21 protein-coding genes are annotated in these 16,035 nt (G+C 70.1%); 19 read left to right on the forward strand and 2 right to left on the reverse strand.

Annotated features, from left to right (window positions below; all coding sequences use genetic code 11):
* Nucleotides 1-80: 80 nt before the first annotated feature.
* The 11 genes from QN141_07410 (at nt 81) to QN141_07460 (ending at nt 8,255) form a co-directional block, all read left to right on the forward strand.
* On the forward strand, nt 81-1,121 hold the full coding sequence (locus QN141_07410) for an ABC transporter ATP-binding protein (GenBank protein ID MDR7558300.1): 1,041 nt from the start codon (nt 81-83) through the stop codon (nt 1,119-1,121).
* A complete protein-coding gene (locus tag QN141_07415) occupies nt 1,081-2,049 on the forward strand; it encodes a sugar ABC transporter permease (protein ID MDR7558301.1) in 969 nt (322 codons plus the stop codon). The genes QN141_07410 and QN141_07415 overlap by 41 nt, the downstream gene beginning before the upstream one ends.
* On the forward strand, nt 2,046-2,909 hold the full coding sequence (locus QN141_07420) for a carbohydrate ABC transporter permease (GenBank protein ID MDR7558302.1): 864 nt from the start codon (nt 2,046-2,048) through the stop codon (nt 2,907-2,909). Before QN141_07415 ends, QN141_07420 begins: the two co-directional genes overlap by 4 nt.
* A gap of 45 nt (nt 2,910-2,954) precedes the next feature.
* Nucleotides 2,955-3,662, forward strand: coding sequence for an ABC transporter ATP-binding protein (locus QN141_07425; GenBank protein MDR7558303.1), 708 nt, complete (start codon nt 2,955-2,957; stop codon nt 3,660-3,662).
* Nucleotides 3,659-4,447 (forward strand): ABC transporter permease, encoded by a 789-nt coding sequence (locus QN141_07430; protein ID MDR7558304.1) that lies wholly within the window; start codon nt 3,659-3,661, stop codon nt 4,445-4,447. Before QN141_07425 ends, QN141_07430 begins: the two co-directional genes overlap by 4 nt.
* A gap of 45 nt (nt 4,448-4,492) precedes the next feature.
* Nucleotides 4,493-4,957, forward strand: a complete 465-nt coding sequence (locus QN141_07435) for a helix-turn-helix transcriptional regulator (protein MDR7558305.1) — start codon at nt 4,493-4,495, stop codon at nt 4,955-4,957.
* Between the two features lie 34 nt (nt 4,958-4,991).
* Nucleotides 4,992-5,486, forward strand: coding sequence for an SRPBCC family protein (locus tag QN141_07440; GenBank protein MDR7558306.1), 495 nt, complete (start codon nt 4,992-4,994; stop codon nt 5,484-5,486).
* Between the two features lie 12 nt (nt 5,487-5,498).
* Nucleotides 5,499-5,639 (forward strand): hypothetical protein, encoded by a 141-nt coding sequence (locus QN141_07445; protein ID MDR7558307.1) that lies wholly within the window; start codon nt 5,499-5,501, stop codon nt 5,637-5,639.
* A gap of 140 nt (nt 5,640-5,779) precedes the next feature.
* Entirely contained in the window at nt 5,780-6,901 is a 1,122-nt protein-coding gene (locus QN141_07450; GenBank protein ID MDR7558308.1) for a DegT/DnrJ/EryC1/StrS family aminotransferase, read from the forward strand.
* A gap of 11 nt (nt 6,902-6,912) precedes the next feature.
* On the forward strand, nt 6,913-7,845 hold the full coding sequence (locus QN141_07455) for a Gfo/Idh/MocA family oxidoreductase (GenBank protein ID MDR7558309.1): 933 nt from the start codon (nt 6,913-6,915) through the stop codon (nt 7,843-7,845).
* Nucleotides 7,846-7,853: 8 nt separating this feature from the next.
* Nucleotides 7,854-8,255, forward strand: a complete 402-nt coding sequence (locus QN141_07460) for a secondary thiamine-phosphate synthase enzyme YjbQ (protein MDR7558310.1) — start codon at nt 7,854-7,856, stop codon at nt 8,253-8,255.
* Between the two features lie 3 nt (nt 8,256-8,258).
* Here the strand turns inward: QN141_07460 and QN141_07465 are convergent, their stop codons facing one another.
* A complete protein-coding gene (locus QN141_07465; GenBank protein MDR7558311.1) occupies nt 8,259-8,492 on the reverse strand; it encodes an Lrp/AsnC ligand binding domain-containing protein in 234 nt (77 codons plus the stop codon).
* Nucleotides 8,493-8,821: 329 nt separating this feature from the next.
* On the opposite strand from QN141_07465, the gene QN141_07470 reads away from it, so the two are divergent.
* The 5 genes from QN141_07470 to hslO are packed head-to-tail and all read left to right on the forward strand — an operon-like array spanning nt 8,822 to nt 12,537.
* Complete coding sequence (locus QN141_07470; GenBank protein ID MDR7558312.1) at nt 8,822-9,340, forward strand: ECF transporter S component; 519 nt, start codon at nt 8,822-8,824, stop codon at nt 9,338-9,340.
* 28 nt (nt 9,341-9,368) lie between these two features.
* Entirely contained in the window at nt 9,369-10,343 is a 975-nt protein-coding gene (locus tag QN141_07475) for an AIR synthase family protein (GenBank protein ID MDR7558313.1), read from the forward strand.
* A gap of 52 nt (nt 10,344-10,395) precedes the next feature.
* Nucleotides 10,396-10,959, forward strand: a complete 564-nt coding sequence (gene thiT / locus QN141_07480) for an energy-coupled thiamine transporter ThiT (protein MDR7558314.1) — start codon at nt 10,396-10,398, stop codon at nt 10,957-10,959.
* Nucleotide 10,960: 1 nt separating this feature from the next.
* A complete protein-coding gene (locus tag QN141_07485) occupies nt 10,961-11,656 on the forward strand; it encodes a thiamine diphosphokinase (protein ID MDR7558315.1) in 696 nt (231 codons plus the stop codon).
* An 8-nt stretch (nt 11,657-11,664) separates the two neighbouring features.
* Nucleotides 11,665-12,537 (forward strand): Hsp33 family molecular chaperone HslO, encoded by an 873-nt coding sequence (gene hslO, locus QN141_07490; protein MDR7558316.1) that lies wholly within the window; start codon nt 11,665-11,667, stop codon nt 12,535-12,537.
* A gap of 24 nt (nt 12,538-12,561) precedes the next feature.
* Here hslO and rpmB read toward each other — a convergent pair whose 3' ends face one another.
* On the reverse strand, nt 12,562-12,753 hold the full coding sequence (gene rpmB / locus QN141_07495; GenBank protein ID MDR7558317.1) for a 50S ribosomal protein L28: 192 nt from the start codon (nt 12,751-12,753) through the stop codon (nt 12,562-12,564).
* Between the two features lie 67 nt (nt 12,754-12,820).
* On the opposite strand from rpmB, the gene recG reads away from it, so the two are divergent.
* From recG to coaD, 3 genes are read left to right on the forward strand one after another with little or no spacing between them, the layout of a single operon-like run.
* Nucleotides 12,821-14,932, forward strand: coding sequence for an ATP-dependent DNA helicase RecG (recG, locus tag QN141_07500; GenBank protein MDR7558318.1), 2,112 nt, complete (start codon nt 12,821-12,823; stop codon nt 14,930-14,932).
* Complete coding sequence (locus QN141_07505; protein MDR7558319.1) at nt 14,929-15,498, forward strand: RsmD family RNA methyltransferase; 570 nt, start codon at nt 14,929-14,931, stop codon at nt 15,496-15,498. The genes recG and QN141_07505 overlap by 4 nt, the downstream gene beginning before the upstream one ends.
* Nucleotides 15,467-15,949, forward strand: a complete 483-nt coding sequence (gene coaD, locus QN141_07510) for a pantetheine-phosphate adenylyltransferase (GenBank protein ID MDR7558320.1) — start codon at nt 15,467-15,469, stop codon at nt 15,947-15,949. Before QN141_07505 ends, coaD begins: the two co-directional genes overlap by 32 nt.
* Nucleotides 15,950-16,035: the final 86 nt, after the last annotated feature.

The raw sequence follows: 16,035 nt of genomic DNA on the forward strand, positions 1-16,035 counted from the left end.
GCCGGTCCAGGCCGTTCGGGGTACGGGGGGATAAGGGGCGGGCGGCCCTTATCCCCTTTCGCCCGTCATAGGGAGCGTCCATGGGATACGTTGAAACGCGAAACCTCCAGAAGCACTTCGGCGAGGTGCGCGCCGTCGACGGCGTAGACCTCGACGTCAGGGAAGGAGAACTCCTCGTCCTCCTCGGTCCCTCCGGCTGCGGGAAGACGACGCTGATGCGGATGATCGCCGGGCTGGAGCAGCCCACGGCGGGGGAGATCTACATCGCGGGGGAGCTCGTGGATCAGGACGTCCCCCCGCGGGCCCGCGGGATCGCCATGGTCTTCCAGAGCTACGCCCTCTACCCGCACAAGACGGCGTTCCAGAACATCGCCTTCCCCCTGGAAGCCCTGGGGAAGCCGCGGGAGGAGATCAAACGCTCCGTGGACTGGAGCGCCGGGATGTTCGGCATCCGGCACCTGCTGGGTCGTCGGCCCCGCCAGCTCTCCGGCGGGGAGCGCCAGCGCGTTGCCCTGGCCCGCTCCGTCGTGCGCCAGCCGCGGGTGTTCCTCTTTGACGAGCCGCTCAGCAACCTCGACGCCCAGCTGCGGGCCGTGGCCCGGTTCGAGCTCAAACAGTTCCAGCGCCAGATCGGCACGACCACCATCTACGTGACCCACGACCAGATCGAGGCCATGGGGCTGGGCGACCGCATCGCGGTGATGAACAAGGGGAAGGTGCGGCAGATCGGGACGCCGCGGGAGGTCTACGACTACCCCGCCGATACCTTCGTCGCCACCTTCCTCGGCTCGCCCCCGATGAACCTGGTCCCCCGCGATGTCCGCACGATCCTCGGATTTCGACCGGAGGCGTTCCTCCCCAGGAGCGCCTACCCCGAGGAGGTCCCGGTGGAGACCTTCCAGTTCCGGGTGCGCGAGGTGGAGCACCTGGGATCCGACCGGCTGGTCTACGGCACGCTGGAGGGCGGCTATCCGCCCGATGTCACGGTGATCTCGAACATTCCCTCGACGATCACGCTGCCCATCACCGACGGGGAACTGTATCCCTTCGCCGTGGCCCGGTCGCACCTGCGGACCTTTGATGCCCAGTCCGGCCTGCGGCGAGACGACCGTGCTGCGTAGGGAAGCCCACCCCGCCGTGGCTCCGGCGGTGATCTTCCGCCGGCGGACCCTGGCCGACCGTGAGGAGGTGCTGGGCCGGATCATGCTGGCCCCGGCCCTGATCTACGTGATCGTCCTGGTGGCCGCCCCGCTGCTCCTGGCCGTCCTGCTCAGCTTCAGCGCCTCGTTTTCCGGTAGCCTGGAGTTCCGCTGGATCGGGCTGCGCAACTTCGCCACCATCATCCGCGATCCCCAGTTCCACCTCGCCCTGCGCAACACCACGCTCTTCACCATCATCTCCCAGATCCTGGTGATGATCCTGGCCGTGACCGCGGCGCACGTCCTGGATGCGGCCTTCCTCGGCCGGCGGGTGGTGCGGTTCCTCCTGCTGCTGCCCTGGGCCGTGCCGGTCTCCCTGGCCGCCATGGCCTGGACCTGGATCTTCGACTCCACCTTCAGCGTGATCAACTGGACGCTCAAGGTGGCCGGGCTGCTGGACGGCTGGTTCTACTGGTTCGGAGACCCGACCCTGGCCATGATTGCGATCATCACCGTGCACGTCTGGCGGATGTTCCCCTTCGCCACGGTGATCGTCCTGGCCGGGATGACCGCCGTCCCCCAGGACATCCGGGAGGCAGCCGTGATCGACGGCGCCTCCTTCTGGCGGCGTCTGTTCCAGGTTCAGCTGCCGCTGCTGTTGCCCATCGTCACCGTCGCCGTGCTCTTCGGCGTCGTCTTCACCTCCACCGACCTGGGCGTGGTCTGGCTGCTGACCCGCGGGGGGCCGTACAACAGCACCCACGTCCTGCCCACCCTGGCCTTCCAGCGGGGCATTCTGGGCGCCAACCTGGGGGAGGGGGCCAGCATCGCCATCTTCCTGCTCCCCGTGCTCCTCGTGGCCGCGGTGGGCATGCTGCGCGTGGCCCGCCGCACGGAGGTGGGGACGTGAGGCGCCGTCGGGTGCTCCGGGTCGTCAAGCGGATCCTGGTGTACGGGGCGGCCCTGCTGTTCACGGTGTTCGCCATCTTTCCCTTCTACTGGATGCTGCTCACCTCGTTCAAGACCAATCGCGATCTCTACGTCGGGGCCACCGACCTGGGCCACATCCCCTGGATCTTCAACGAGGCGCCGACGCTGCAGCATGTCCGGCTGCTCTTCTTCGGCACACCCTACCTGGTCTGGGTGCGCAACACCGTGCTCATCGGCGCGGCCGTGGTGCTGATCACACTGGTCTGCGCCGTGCCGGCCGGCTACAGCCTGGCCCGGCTCACCGGCCGCTGGGGCGAGCGGCTGGGCATCGGCATCTTCCTCACCTACCTGGTCCCGTCCACCTTGCTGTTCATCCCCTTTGCGCGGGTCATCGCCCTCCTGGGGCTGCAGAACACGCCGTGGGCCCTGATCCTGATCTATCCCACCTTCACCATTCCCTTCTGCACCTGGTTGTTGATGGGTTTCTTCCGCTCCATCCCGCGGGACATCGAGGAGCAGGGCATGATCGACGGCTACAGCCGGTGGGGCGTGATCCGGGTCATCGTCCTCCCCCTGGCCGTCTCCGGGATCCTCACCGCCGTCATCTTCGCCTTCACTTTGGTTCTGCAGGAGTTCGTCTACGCCCTGACCTTCATCAGCTCGGTGGGGAAGATGACGGTGAGCCTGGGGGTGCCGGTGGCCCTCGTACGCGGCGACGTCTTCTACTGGGGATCGCTGATGGCCGCCGCCCTCATCACCAGCGTGCCCATCGCCGTCGTCTACAACCTGTTCATCGACCGCTTCATCGCCGGGCTCACCGCCGGCGCGGTCAAGGGCTAGGCGATCGCCCTGGACGTCGTCATCCGGGTCGCGAATCTGCGCAAGGTGTTTGGTCCCACGGTCGCCGTGGACGGGATCTCCTTCCAGGTGCGTCGGGGCGAACTGTTGGGATTCCTCGGACCGAACGGCGCCGGCAAGACGACGACCATCGCCATGCTCCTGGGCCTCATCGCCCCCACCGCCGGGACCGTGCACCTCCTCGGCCTCCCGATGCCCGCCCGCCGCGGGGCGATCCTCGGGCGGGTGAACTTCTCCTCGCCCTACGTGGCGCTGCCCTACGACCTCCTGGTCTGGGAGAACCTCGTGGTCTTCAGCCACCTCTACGGGGTCGGCCACTACCGGCGGAAAATCGAGGAACTCGCCGGCCTGTTCGGCGTCACCCACCTGCTCCACCGCCGCACCGGCAGTCTCTCCTCCGGCGAGACGGCCCGCGTCAACCTGGTCAAAGCCTTTCTCAACGATCCCGAGATCCTGTTCCTGGACGAGCCCACCGCCGCCCTGGACCCCGAGGCCGCCGACACCGTCCGTGCCCTGTTACTCCGGCAGCGGGAGCGGGCCGGCCTGACCATCTTCTACACCTCGCACAACATGCGGGAAGTCCAGCGCCTGAGCACGCGCATCATCTTCCTGCACCGCGGGCGGGTGCTGGCCGACGGCCCCGCCGAGGAGGTGGTGCGGCAGTACGGGAAGACCGACCTGGAGGAGTTCTTCGTCGCTCTGGCCCGCTCCGAGCGAGCCGGTCAGCCGCCGTGAGCGCCCGACGGGTGTGGGCCCTGGTCCTGCGGCAGGTCTACGTGATCCGGCGCAGCTTCGCCCGGATCACCGACCTGTTCTACTGGCCGCTGGTGGACCTGTTCTTCTTCGGCTTTCTCTCCCTCTACCTCGGCCGCCGCCAGGGGGGCGCCGCCCTAGTCGGCCTGCTGCTGGGCGCGCTCATCCTCTGGGACATCTTCTTCCGCGTGCAGCAGGGGATCTCGGTCTCGTTCCTGATGGAGCTGTGGACCCGCAACTTCGTGAACCTCTTCGTCACGCCGATCACCGTTTCTGAGTTCCTACTGGCGATGATGCTGTGGGGGGTGGGCAAAATTCTGATCACGGCCACCCTGATGACGGTCCTGGCGCTGCTCTTGTACGGGTTCAACCTCTTCACCCTGGGCCTGGGCCTGGTGCCGCTGATCACCGGGTTGATCCTTTTCGCCTGGGCGGTGGGGACCATCATCACGGCGATCATCCTGCGCTACGGGCAGAGCGCCGAGACGCTGGCCTGGAGTCTGGCGTTCCTGTTCCAGCCCTTCGGCGCGGTGTTCTTCCCCCTGTCGGTGTATCCGCAGTGGCTGGCCCGGGTCCTGCTGCTCCTGCCGCTCCCCCACCTCTTCGAGGGGATGCGGGCCGTCCTGGCCGGAGGGCCGTTTCCGGTGCGCCACCTGGCCTGGGCGTTCGGTCTGGACGCCGTCTACCTGGCGGTGGCCTTCGCCTTCTTCGGCTACATGTTCGCCCAGGCGCGCGCCCGGGGGTTGCTCCTCAAGCTCCAGGAATGACAGGGACGGGCAGGGCGCCCGGCGGGGTCACAGAATCGTCTTCTCGTGTCCCGCCGCCGCCCCCGTCCCCGCCCCGAGGCGGACGCCATCCGGGCCTTCGGCGCCTACATCCGCCTGCTGCGGGAGCACGCCTCCGCGGCGGGCCGCGGCAACACGCTGCGCCAGCTGGCCCGGGAGACCGGCATCGCCCCCAGCGTGCTCAGCCGCGGCGAACGGGGCCTGCAGGACCTGCGGCGGTCCGACTACCTGGACCGCCTGGCCCCCCACCTCGGCGTCCGCCCGTCGGTGTTGCGGCGCGTGGCGGCCTCGATCTCGGGGCAGGACCTCCTGCGGGTGCGCCCCCTCCGGAGCACAGACGACACCTCCGGCCTGCCCGTCCGCGCGGCGCAGGCGATCCTGTGGGCCCGCCTGCGCCGCGAAGTCGACGCGCTGCGGGAGGCGCCTCCGGAGACCCTGGAGGCCGTGCTGGCCTACCTGGAGTTCCTGGCCCTGCGCAAAGGGAACCGCTGACCCGCCGCCGTAGGTAGTAGGGCGGCGGTATGGTATGGCGGATGTCTCGGCGACGATGATCATCAAGGCCCCGCTGGAGCAGGTCTACCGCGTGGCCAAGGACGTGGAGCGATTTCCGGAGTTCATGCCGGACGTGGAGTCGATCCGCGTGCTGGAGCGGACGGAAGACGGCACCGTGACGGAGTGGGTCGGCCTGGTGCAGGGTCGGAAGGTACGCTGGGTTGAGGAAGACCACTGGGACGACGCCGGCCACCGCTGCGCGTTCCGGCAGCGGGAAGGGGACTTCTCCCGGTACGAAGGGATCTGGCGGTTTGAAGCCGTCCCGGAGGGGACCCGCACCACGCTCGATCTCTCCTATGAGATGGACCTGCCCCTGGCCGGGCCGCTGCTCAGCAGCCTTCTCAAGGTGCTGGTCCGAAAGAACCTGGAGAGCATGCTCACCGCGCTGAAACACCAGCTGGAGGGAACACACCAACCGGGGGGTTCCCGGTCGGCAACCCCTGAAGGGAGAACCCCTCGCACATCCTGAAGGAGGTGGACGATGGACCCGCTCATTCCGTGGCTGTACGCCCGGCTGCGCCTGCGGCTCGACGAACGCGGCCAGTCGGAACTGATCGTCGTGGCGCTGATCATCTTCCTCCTGTGGCTCTTCGTGACGGGCCGGAGGGTCGTCGTCCAATAGGCGGCGCGCCACAGGCCTCGGGGAGCCGAATCGCTCCCCGAGGCCTTTTTTGCGGGAGGGGAGGGGTACAGAACTCAGAGGACGAGAAAACGCCCGACGGATCGCGGACACTATAGGAGGGCGTCAGACACCGGCGCAGGATGAAGACGCGCACACGCAGCATTCCGATTGCCAGGCCGCTGATCACGGACGACGAGAAACGCCGGGTCCTGGCCGTGCTGGATTCCGGCCGCCTGGTGGCCGGCAACCAGGTGCGGGCCTTCGAGGAGGCCTTTGCCGCCTACCTCGGCCTGCCCTTCGCTGTGGCCACTTCCTCCGGCACGACCGCCCTCCAGGTCGCCCTCGAGGCGCTGGGCATCGGCCGCGGCGACGCCGTCATCACCACGCCGTTCACCTTTGTCGCCACGGCCAACGCCATCCTGTACACTGGCGCCCGCCCCATCTTCGTCGATGTCGACGAGAAGACGGCCAACCTCGACCCGAACCAGGTGGAGGACGCGCTGCGCCGCGAAGGGGCCAGGGCCGTCCTCCCCGTCCACCTCTACGGTCTGCCCGCCGAGGTCTCCCTGCTGGCGGAGATCGCCCTGCGCCGTGACGCCCTGCTGGTGGAGGATTGCGCGCAGGCCCACGGCGCGATGCTCCACGGCCGCAAGGTCGGGACCTTCGGCCAGGCCGCCGTCTTCAGCTTCTACCCGACCAAGAATATGACCACGGGCGAGGGCGGGATGGTGGTGACCCCCCGCGAGGAGGTGGCCCGGCGCGCGGCGCTGCTGGTGAATGTGGGGCAGGACGGCGCCGACCCGTACCGCTACGAGCAGATCGGCTACAACTACCGGATGACCGAGATCGCCGCCGCGATCGGGCTGGGGCAGCTGCAGCGGTTGGACGAGCAGAACGCCCTCCGCCGGCGCCACGCCCAGCGCCTGAGCGCCGGATTGGCCGACCTGGACTGGTTGACGCTTCCGGGAGAACCCCCGGGGTCCCACCACGTGTACAACCAGTACACCGTACGCGTCGCCGCGGACCGGGACGGCCTGGCCCGCCATCTGGCGGCGCGGGGCATCGCCACGCGGGTCTACTATCCGCAACTCATCCCCCACTCTCCCGCCTACCGACGGCTTGGCTATGGCGGGACGTTTCCCGTGGCGGAGAAACTGACGCGCCAGGTGCTGTCGCTGCCGGTGCACCCGGCGCTGGCCGAGGACGACGTGGACTGGATCATCGAATCGGTCAGGGCCTTCCCCGGCCCGGGACGGGTCTAGAGGCGCCTCCGGTGGCGCGCCGCGTCCGCGTCGGGGTCGTGGGATTGGGGCAGTGGGGGCGTCACCATGCCCGGATCTACGCCGGCCTGCCCGACGTGGAACTGGTCGGGGTCGTGGATCTCAACCGCGCGGAACTGCGCGGCTTCGTCAACCGCTACCGCACCGCCGGATACACCGACTACCGGGAACTCATCGGCAAGGTGGACGCGGTCAGCGTGGCCGCTCCCACCGCGCTGCACCACGAGATCACGCGCGCCTTTCTCCGGGCCGGGATCCACTGCCTGGTGGAGAAGCCGATCACGACCACCGTGGCCGAGGCGGAGGAGCTGGTGGAACTGGCCGACCGGCGCGACTTGGTGCTGCTGGTCGGCCACGTGGAACGCTTTAAGCCGGCGGTGCGGCGCCTGATCGAACTCAGCCGCGACCCGCTGTTCATTCAGGCCCGTCGGGTGCGTCCCTACGACCGCAACCGGGTGATGGACGTGGGCGTGGTCATGGACCTGATGGTCCACGACATCGACATCGTGCTCTCCCTGGCCGGCGGGCGGGTCACCGACGTCGGCGGGATGGGCGTGCAGATCCACAACTCCCATGAAGACCTGGCCGTCGCCCACCTGTCCTTCTCCTCGGGCTGCGTGGCCTGGCTGCTGGCCAGCCGCGTCTCCGCGGACAAGGTGGCGGAGATCGAGGTCACCACCGCCGACCGGGCCATCCGGCTCGACTACCACAAGCAGCAGATCGCCCTCCATCCCTTCGGCGGCGAGACGGAGCAGATGGCCATCAAGGGCGACGAGCCGCTGCGGGCCGAGCTCCGGCACTTCGTGAACTGCGTGCAGGGGCTGGAACTGCCCCTGGTCCGCGGGGAGGACGGGCTGCGGGCTCTGGAGGTGGCCCTGCGGTTGGGCGAGGTCATGGCGGTGGTAAGCCGACGGGTGCACGTCTGACGCCCGACGTGCGCTGGCACCTCCTCGACCTTTCCTCCACCCGACGGGTCCAGATCATCGACGTCACCGAGTCGCTGCGCCGCATCTGCCGGGAATCCGGCGTCCGCGAGGGGCTGGCCGTGGTCGTCTGCGAGCACACCACCGCCGGGGTCTGCGTCAACGAGGCGGAACCCAATCTCCTGACCGATCTGCAGCGGGCGCTGGAGCGCCTGATTCCTGAAGAGGGGGACTACCGGCACAACCGTCTCGACGACAACACCGACGCGCACCTCCGTGCGGTGCTCATCGGCCACAGCGTCACGCTTCCGATCCAGGACGGGGTGCCGGTGCTGGGAACGTGGCAGCGCGTCCTGTTCGTCGAGCTGGACGGCCCGCGCCGCCGGCGCCTGCGGGTCGGGGTGGGCGGCTAGGCGTCAGGGCCGGACGACCACGCAGGTCGTGACCTTTGTCACGCCCTCGATGCGCTGGATCTGACCGGCAATCCCGGGGAACTCTTTGGTGTGTTCCTGTTCCACGACGGCGATCACGTCGAAGTCGCCCATGGTGACGTGGGCCTCGACGACCCCGTCGATCTGCTGGACGTCCCGGGCGACGGCGGCCGGCGTGCGGCGATCCAGCGAGATGAGGATGTAGGCGGTGTGCGTCACGTCGAGCAACTTCTCCGGCCTCCCCTCGGGTCCTGTTGGGACCGCGGGAGGCGTTGACAGCGCCCAGGCGGTTGCATAGGATTGGGCCAGCACGAGGCCCGCAGTCTTCTGGGGCAGGGTGAGGCCCGCCGGGGGCGGGCCAATTCCCGATCGGCGGTGACAGCCCGTGAGGGCCTGCGTCGGCAGGCCCGTGGCCCGGTGGAATTCCGGGGTCGACGGTACAGTCCGTATGAGGTGAAGACGGCGGGGAGGGCGCGCTGAGGGCCCCTAGGACGCCCGCAACCGGGCGTCTTTTGCTTTTGTCCCCGCCCGGAGAGGAGGGGAGCAGGATGAAGGCACGAGAGGTGGCGGCCGCGGCGATCTTCATCGCCCTGACCTTCGTCGTCACCCGGTACACCGTGATTCCCATTCCGGCAACGAAAGGGTACTTCAACCTGGGCGAGGTCGTCATCTACCTCGCGGCGATCGTCTTCGGGCCGCTGGTGGGCGCCCTGGCTGGCGGAGTAGGGGCCGCCCTGGCCGACCTGGCCGCGGCTCCGCCGTTCGCGCCCTTCACGCTGGTCGTCAAAGGGATCGAAGGGCTGCTCGTCGGCTGGCTCGCCGGCCGGACATCCGCCTCCCGCGTGGGCGCGACGCTGGTCGGCGGGGCCTGGATGGTGGCGGGCTACTTTGCCGTCGAGGTGATCTTCGCCCGGCGTCTGGGCATCGCTCCGACCCCGACCCTGGCCGTGGGTGCGGCGCTTACCGAGGTTCCCTTCAACGTCGTCCAGGTGCTCTCCGGGGTGATCGTCTCCGTCCTGGTCGCCTCGCGGCTGCGCAGCCTGGCGCCCGGACGCCTGGCCTCATGAGACCGCTCACGCCGTGAGGCCGGGAAAGGTGCCCAGCCGCGTGCTGGAACGCGTGGTGTACCCCTACCTGGGAAGGCGGCCCGATGTCCTCCTCCACGCGCACCTCGGCGAAGACTGCGCCGCCGTGGAGTTCGGCGAGTGGGTGGCCGTCCTCACCACCGATCCCGTGACCGGGGCCGCGGCGCATCTCGGTCGTTATGCCGTGCACGTCTCGTGCAACGATCTGGCCACGAGCGGCGCGGAGCCGGTGGCGCTCCTGCTGACGCTGCTGCTGCGCGACGGGACGACCGAGGAGGAACTGGAGCAGATCATGCGGGAGGCGGGCGAGGTCGCCCGCAGCCTGGGGGTGGAGATTGTCGGCGGCCATACCGAGGTGACGCCGGGGATCGACCGGACCATCGCCGTGGTGACGGCGCTGGGACGGGCGCGCCGGGGCCGGGTCCTTTCCGCGGCCGGGGCCCGTCCCGGGGACACCGTCCTGCTGACGAAGAGCGCCGGAGTGGAGGGGACCGCCATCCTGGCCCTCGACCTCGCCGACCGCCTGCGCGGCCGGGTCGAGGAAGAGGTCCTGGTCCGGGCCCGGGGCTTCCTCGAGAAGATCAGCGTCGTCGCCGAAGGTCTCGCCGCCGCCGGCAACGGCGCGGCGGCGATGCATGATGTGACCGAGGGCGGGGTGCTGGGCGGCGCCTGGGAGCTGGCCGAGGCGGCGGGGGCGGGCATCGAGATTCACGCCGACGCCGTCCCGGTGGCTCCCGAAACCGCGGCGATCTGCGCCGCCCTGGGTGTCGACCCGTTGCGCCTCATCGGCAGCGGCGCGATGCTGATCGCCACCTCCTCACCCGAGCGCACCGCCGCGGCGGTGCGGCAGGCGGGGGTTCCCGTTGCAGAGATCGGGGTGGTGACGGCGCAGGAGCGCGTCGTCGTGCGTAGCGGACGGCGGATGCCGCTGGCGGCCCCGGAGGCCGACGAACTCTGGCGGGTCCTGGCCGAGGTCCGCCGGTAGGCCCGCCGGCATCGGGAGCATGGGCAGCCGTCGAGGGCGAGGGGGAACGGAGATGGCGACGGTGGGACAGGAGGGGAGCGCGCACCGCAGGGAAATCTTCAGCTCGCGCTCGATTGCGGAGGTGGGGGTGGCCATCGGCCTGGCCGCCGTCCTGCATCTGGTCCGGCTGTGGGAGATGCCTCAGGGAGGGTCCATTACGCTGGGAACGATGGTCCCGCTGCTGATTCTCGCTCTGCGCCGGGGTCCCGCCGTCGGCGCCTTGGCCGGAGCCCTGTACGGGTTGTTCGAGGGCTGGATCCTGAGCGGTGGGCGGTTCTTCTACCACCCCGTCCAGGTGATCCTGGACTATCCGCTGGCCCACGGACTGCTCGGTCTCGCCGGATTCTCCCCGCGCTACCCCGCCTTCGGCGTCGTTCTGGCGGCCGCGGCGAGGTATCTGGCGCACGTCCTCTCGGGCGTGGTCTTTTTCGCCTCCTACGCGCCTCAGGGACAGCCCGTGTGGCTGTACTCCCTCGGTTACAACATCACGTACCTCGGACCGGAGTTCGCCCTGGCCATCATTCTGACGCTGCTGGTCTGGGAACGCCTGACCCGGCTGACGATCCGGCCCGCCTGACGTGGCTGCCCGCGCCCGGCGGCGGGCGGTGATCCTGGCCGGGGGTCGGCTCCGCGCCGCGCCCCGGCTGCGGGAGCGGCTGCGTCGCGCCGCGCTGCTCATCTGCGCCGACGGCGGCCTGCGGGCGGCCCGGCGACTCGGGCTGCGGCCCGCCGTCGCCGTCGGCGACTTCGATTCGGCGTCCCGCCGCCTGGTCGCCTGGGCCCGGACGCGCGGCGCAACGGTCGTCAGCTACCCCGCGGCGAAGGACAGGACGGACACCGAACTGGCCCTGGAGTGGGCGCTGCGCGCCGGAGCGGCGGAGATCGAACTGTACGGCGCGCTCGGCGGCCGGCTCGACCACCTGCTGGCCAACGTGACGCTGCTGTTCCGGGCGCGGGTCCGCGGCCGATCCCTGCGCATCGTCGATGGACCGGTGGAAGCGTTTCTGGCCACCGCCCGGACCCGCATCGTTGGCAGGCGCGGCGACCTCGTGTCATTGCTGCCCCTGTCGGCGGAGGTGACGGGGATCACGACGCGGGAGTTGCGGTACCCCCTGCGGAATGCCCGGCTGCAACGAGGCCGCACCCTTGGGATCAGCAACGAAGTCATCGGCAGGCATCCCGAAGTGCGGGTCCGCCGCGGGCATCTCCTCGTCGTGGTGACGCGTCGCCGGGCGCGTCCCCGCCGTCGGACGTCGTCCCGCGCCCCGGTATAATAGGTGCCGTGCAGGATTACTGGATTCGCAGCGTGACCGAGGACGGCCACATTCGCGCCATGGCCGCCGTGAGCACGAAGACGGTGGAACAGGCCAGGATCCGCCACGCCACGGCGCCCACGGCCACGGCGGCGCTGGGCCGCACGTTGACCGCGGCCGGGTTGCTCGGCACGATGCTTAAGCAGGGCCAGAGCGTGATGGTCCGGGTGCTGGGAGACGGCCCGCTGGGCGGCGCCCTGGCGATGAGCGACAGCCGCGGCGGCGTCCGCGGCTACGTGGTCAACCCCGACGTGCACCTGCCCCTCACGCCCTCGGGCAAGCTCGACGTGGGCGGGGCGGTCGGCCGCGGCACGTTCCATGTCACGCTGGACCTGGGGCTGCGCTACCCGTATCACGGCAGCGTCCCGCTGGTCTCGGGCGAGATCGGCGAAGACCTGGCCGCCTACCTGTTGACCTCTCACCAGATCCCGTCGCTGGTGGCTTTGGGCGTGCTGATCTCGCCTGACGAACGCGTCCTGGCGGCGGGAGGGTTGATCGTGCAGGTCATGCCGGGCGCCGACGCGCAGGTGATCGACTACCTGGAGGACCGGGCCCGGGCGCTGCCGACGGTCACGGCGATGATCAGCAGCGGGCGGACGCCCGAAGAGATGGTCCAGGCGGCGCTCGGCGAGCTGCCCAGCCGCGTCGTGGAGCGGGCCCCGATGCGCTTCCGCTGCCGGTGCTCGACGGGGAAGGTGCGCGCCGTCCTGGCCAGCCTCGGGCCGGAGGAACTGGGGAGCATCATCCGGGACCAGGGCCGGATCGAAGTGCGCTGCAACTTCTGCGGAGCGCGCTACACCTTCGCGGAGGAGGACGTCGGGGAGATCACCACGCCGTCGTAGCCCCCGCCGCTCCGGAGGCGATCCTCAGCTGGCCCGCCGGACGCGGCCGCTCCGCAGACAGGTGGTACACACCGTCAGCCGGCGGGGTGTCCCCTCGACGAGCACCCGGACGCGCTGCAAATTCGGCAGGAACCGCCGCTTGGTGCGGACCCCGGAGTGACTGATGGTGTGCCCCACGGCGGGCCGCTTGCCGCATACCGCACACTGTCGCGCCATGACCCGCGTATTTTACCACACGGCCCGGGGCAAGGAAAGCCGGACGCGCCGTAGAACAGTGTCGCGGATGGCCACGTCGCCCCCGTCGTCCGAAACCGCCGTCCGACCCGCCGCTGCCGCCGATCCGCTGCTGATTCCCGTCCGGACCATCACGGGTGTCGGGCCGACGCGGGCCCGGCAACTGCAGCGGCTCGGGATCGTCTCCGTCCGGGACCTGCTCTACCATCGCCCGCGCCGCTATGAGGATCGGCGGCATCTGGCCCGGATCGACCAGCTCGTTCCGGGTCAGAAGCAGTCCACCCAGGGTACCGTCGTGGCGCTGAGCGAAAGGCGATACGGGACCTACCAGTTCCAGGCGGCGATCGCCGATGCCGGCGGCGTGCTCCAGTGTATCTGGTTCGGCCAGCGGTATCTCCGGCGGCTCATCCGACGCGGAACGCGCCTGGTGGTGTACGGACGGGTCGAGTACCGGGGTGCGCGCGTCATGACCGTCGAGGAGTTCGAGATCCTGACGGGAGACGAGGACGATGCGCTGCACACCCAGCGGATCGTCCCTGTGCATCCGGCGACGGAAGGCCTCAGTCCGAGACTGCTGCGGACGATCATTCATCGGGCGCTCAGCGCTCATGCCGCAGCGGTCCCCGAGATCCTGCCGCCCGCCCTCCTGGAGCGCGAGGGGTTTCCGGGCCGCAGCGAGGCGTTGTGGGCCCTGCACTTCCCCTCCACGCTGGCCGACGCCGCTGCGGCCCGGGCGCGACTGGCTTTCGACGAGCTGTTTCTCCTCCAGCTCGGCGTCCAGATGCGTCGACGGGCGGTGGCGCAGGTGAACAAGGGGTACCGGTACGACGTCGGAGAGGAGGCGATCCAGGCCTTCGTCGACACGCTGCCTTTTTCCCTGACGTCGGCGCAGCAGCGGGCGCTCCGCGAAATTGTGGACGACCTGCGGGCCCCCGCCCCCATGAACCGTCTCCTCCAGGGCGACGTGGGGTCGGGGAAGACCGTCCTGGCCGCGGCGGCGCTGTACCTGACCGCGCGGAGCGGGCATCAGGGCGTGCTGATGGCCCCGACCGAGATCCTGGCCGAGCAGCACTTCCGCACCATCCGCCGGCTGCTGGACCCCTTGGGCGTCACCGTGGCCCTGCTCACCGGAAGCGCGGGCCGGCGGGACCGGGAGGAGCTTCTGGCCCGCCTGGCGGCCGGGCGGGTCGACGTCGTCCTCGGCACCCACGCCCTGCTGGAAGGGGACGTGATCTTCCACCACCTGGGCCTGGTCATCGTCGACGAGCAACACAAATTCGGCGTGCTGCAGCGCGCTCGGCTGCGCCGCAAGGGGTTCCATCCCGACGTCCTGGTCATGACCGCCACGCCGATTCCGCGCACGCTGATGATGACGCTGTACGGGGACCTGGACGTCTCGGTGCTCGACGAGCTGCCGCCCGGGAGGGGAGTGGTCAAGACCTACTGGCGCGGTCCCGAGAAGCGGCCGCAGGTCTATGCCTGGGTCCGGGAGCAGGTACGCCGCGGCGCCCGGGCCTATGTGGTCTGCCCGTTGATCGAGGAGTCGGAGAAGCTTCAGGTCGAAGCGGCCGTGCACCTGGCAGAACGCCTGCGCACGGGGCTCCTGGCGGGCCTGCCGGTCGGGCTGCTCCATGGCCGGATGCGGCCGGAGGAGAAGGAGCAGGTGATGGCGGGCTTCCGCCGCGGCGACCTCACGGTCCTGGTCACGACCTCGGTCATCGAGGTCGGGGTCGACGTCCCCGAGGCGACGATCATGGTGATCGAGGACGCGGATCGCTTCGGGCTGGCCCAGCTCCATCAGCTGCGCGGTCGGATCGGGCGCGGCACGGGGACCTCCTACTGCGTGCTGCTGGCTCAGGCCGCGACCGAGGAAGCCCGGATGCGCCTGGAGACGCTGGCCGCGACGCATGACGGGTTTGCCATCGCCCAGGCCGACCTGGACCTGCGCGGTCCGGGGGAGCTGCTGGGGACGCGCCAGCACGGGCTGCCCGACCTCCGTGTCGCCGACCTGGCGCGCGATCTGCCGCTGCTGGAGCGGGCCCGCGACGAGGCGGCGCGGCTCCTGGCGGCCGATCCGGAGCTCGCCGACCCCCGGATGCGGGCCACGCGCGAGGAGCTGCGGGCGCTGTTCACGCCGCAGGAGACGGCGGCGGTGGGGTGAGGGTGGTCCAACGGGCGCGCAGGCGGCGGTCCCTCCTGCGGCCGACCGCCGCCCGCGTGCGCCAGGCCGTGTTCAACAGCCTGGCCGCACGCATTCCCGGCAGCCGCGTTCTCGATCTCTTCGCCGGCTCGGGCGCCTTCGGGCTGGGCATGCTGGCCCGGGGAGCGGCCCGGGTGGTCTTTGTCGAGGGCGACGCCGTCCTCGCGGAGGGCATCCGTCGCAGGGTGGCCAAGGAAGGATGGGCGGACCGCGCGCAGATCCTGACCGGGGATGTGATCGCTGCGGTTCGCCGCCTCGACCGCAGGGGGGAGTCCTTCGACCTCCTCTTCATGGATCCACCCTACGGAGGGAGGTGGATCCCGCGGACGCTGCGGGCGATCGCCCAGACCCGTCTGGTGGCGCCCGGCGGGCTGATCATCGCCGAAGGGCACTGGCGGGATCGGCCCGGCGACGAGGCCGGGTTCCGGCGGCTGCGGGAGGTCCGGTACGGCGAGACGGCGCTGTGGTACTACGCGGGGAGCGGGGAGGACGGGCATGACCGTGGGGATCTATCCGGGGAGTTTTGATCCGGTGCACCTGGGCCATCTGGATGTGATCGTGCGGGCGGCGCGCGTCTTTGACCGCCTGATCGTCGCCGTGGCCCGGAACTCCGAGAAGGAAGGTCTGTTCACGCCCGTGGAGCGGCTGGAGATGCTGCGGTCCGCCGTGGGCGATCTGCGCAACGTCGAGGTGGATGCCTTCGACGGATTGACGGTGGAGTATGCGCGGGCGCGCGGCGCCGGGGTACTGGTGAAGGGCCTGCGCGCCGTCGTGGACTTCGAGTACGAACTGAAACAGGCGGCGATGAACGCGCGCCTGGCGCCGGAGATCGATACTGTGTTCTTCATGACCTCGCCGCCCTACTACTTCGTGAGTTCCACCCTGATCAGGGAGGTGGGACGGCTGGGCGGCTCGGTGGCGGGACTCGTGCCCGAAGGCGTCGAGGAGCGCCTGCGGGCCAAGTTTCGCCGGACCTGATTCGGCCACGGTGTGATCGCGGGACCCGGCCGAGTCGGTGACCGGGGCGCCCGGGGAGAGCGGCCCGAGCCGCTCTGCCGGGTTGA

The organism is Armatimonadota bacterium (assembly GCA_031459765.1).
GTDB classification, from domain to species: Bacteria; Sysuimicrobiota; Sysuimicrobiia; order Sysuimicrobiales; family Kaftiobacteriaceae; genus Kaftiobacterium; species Kaftiobacterium secundum.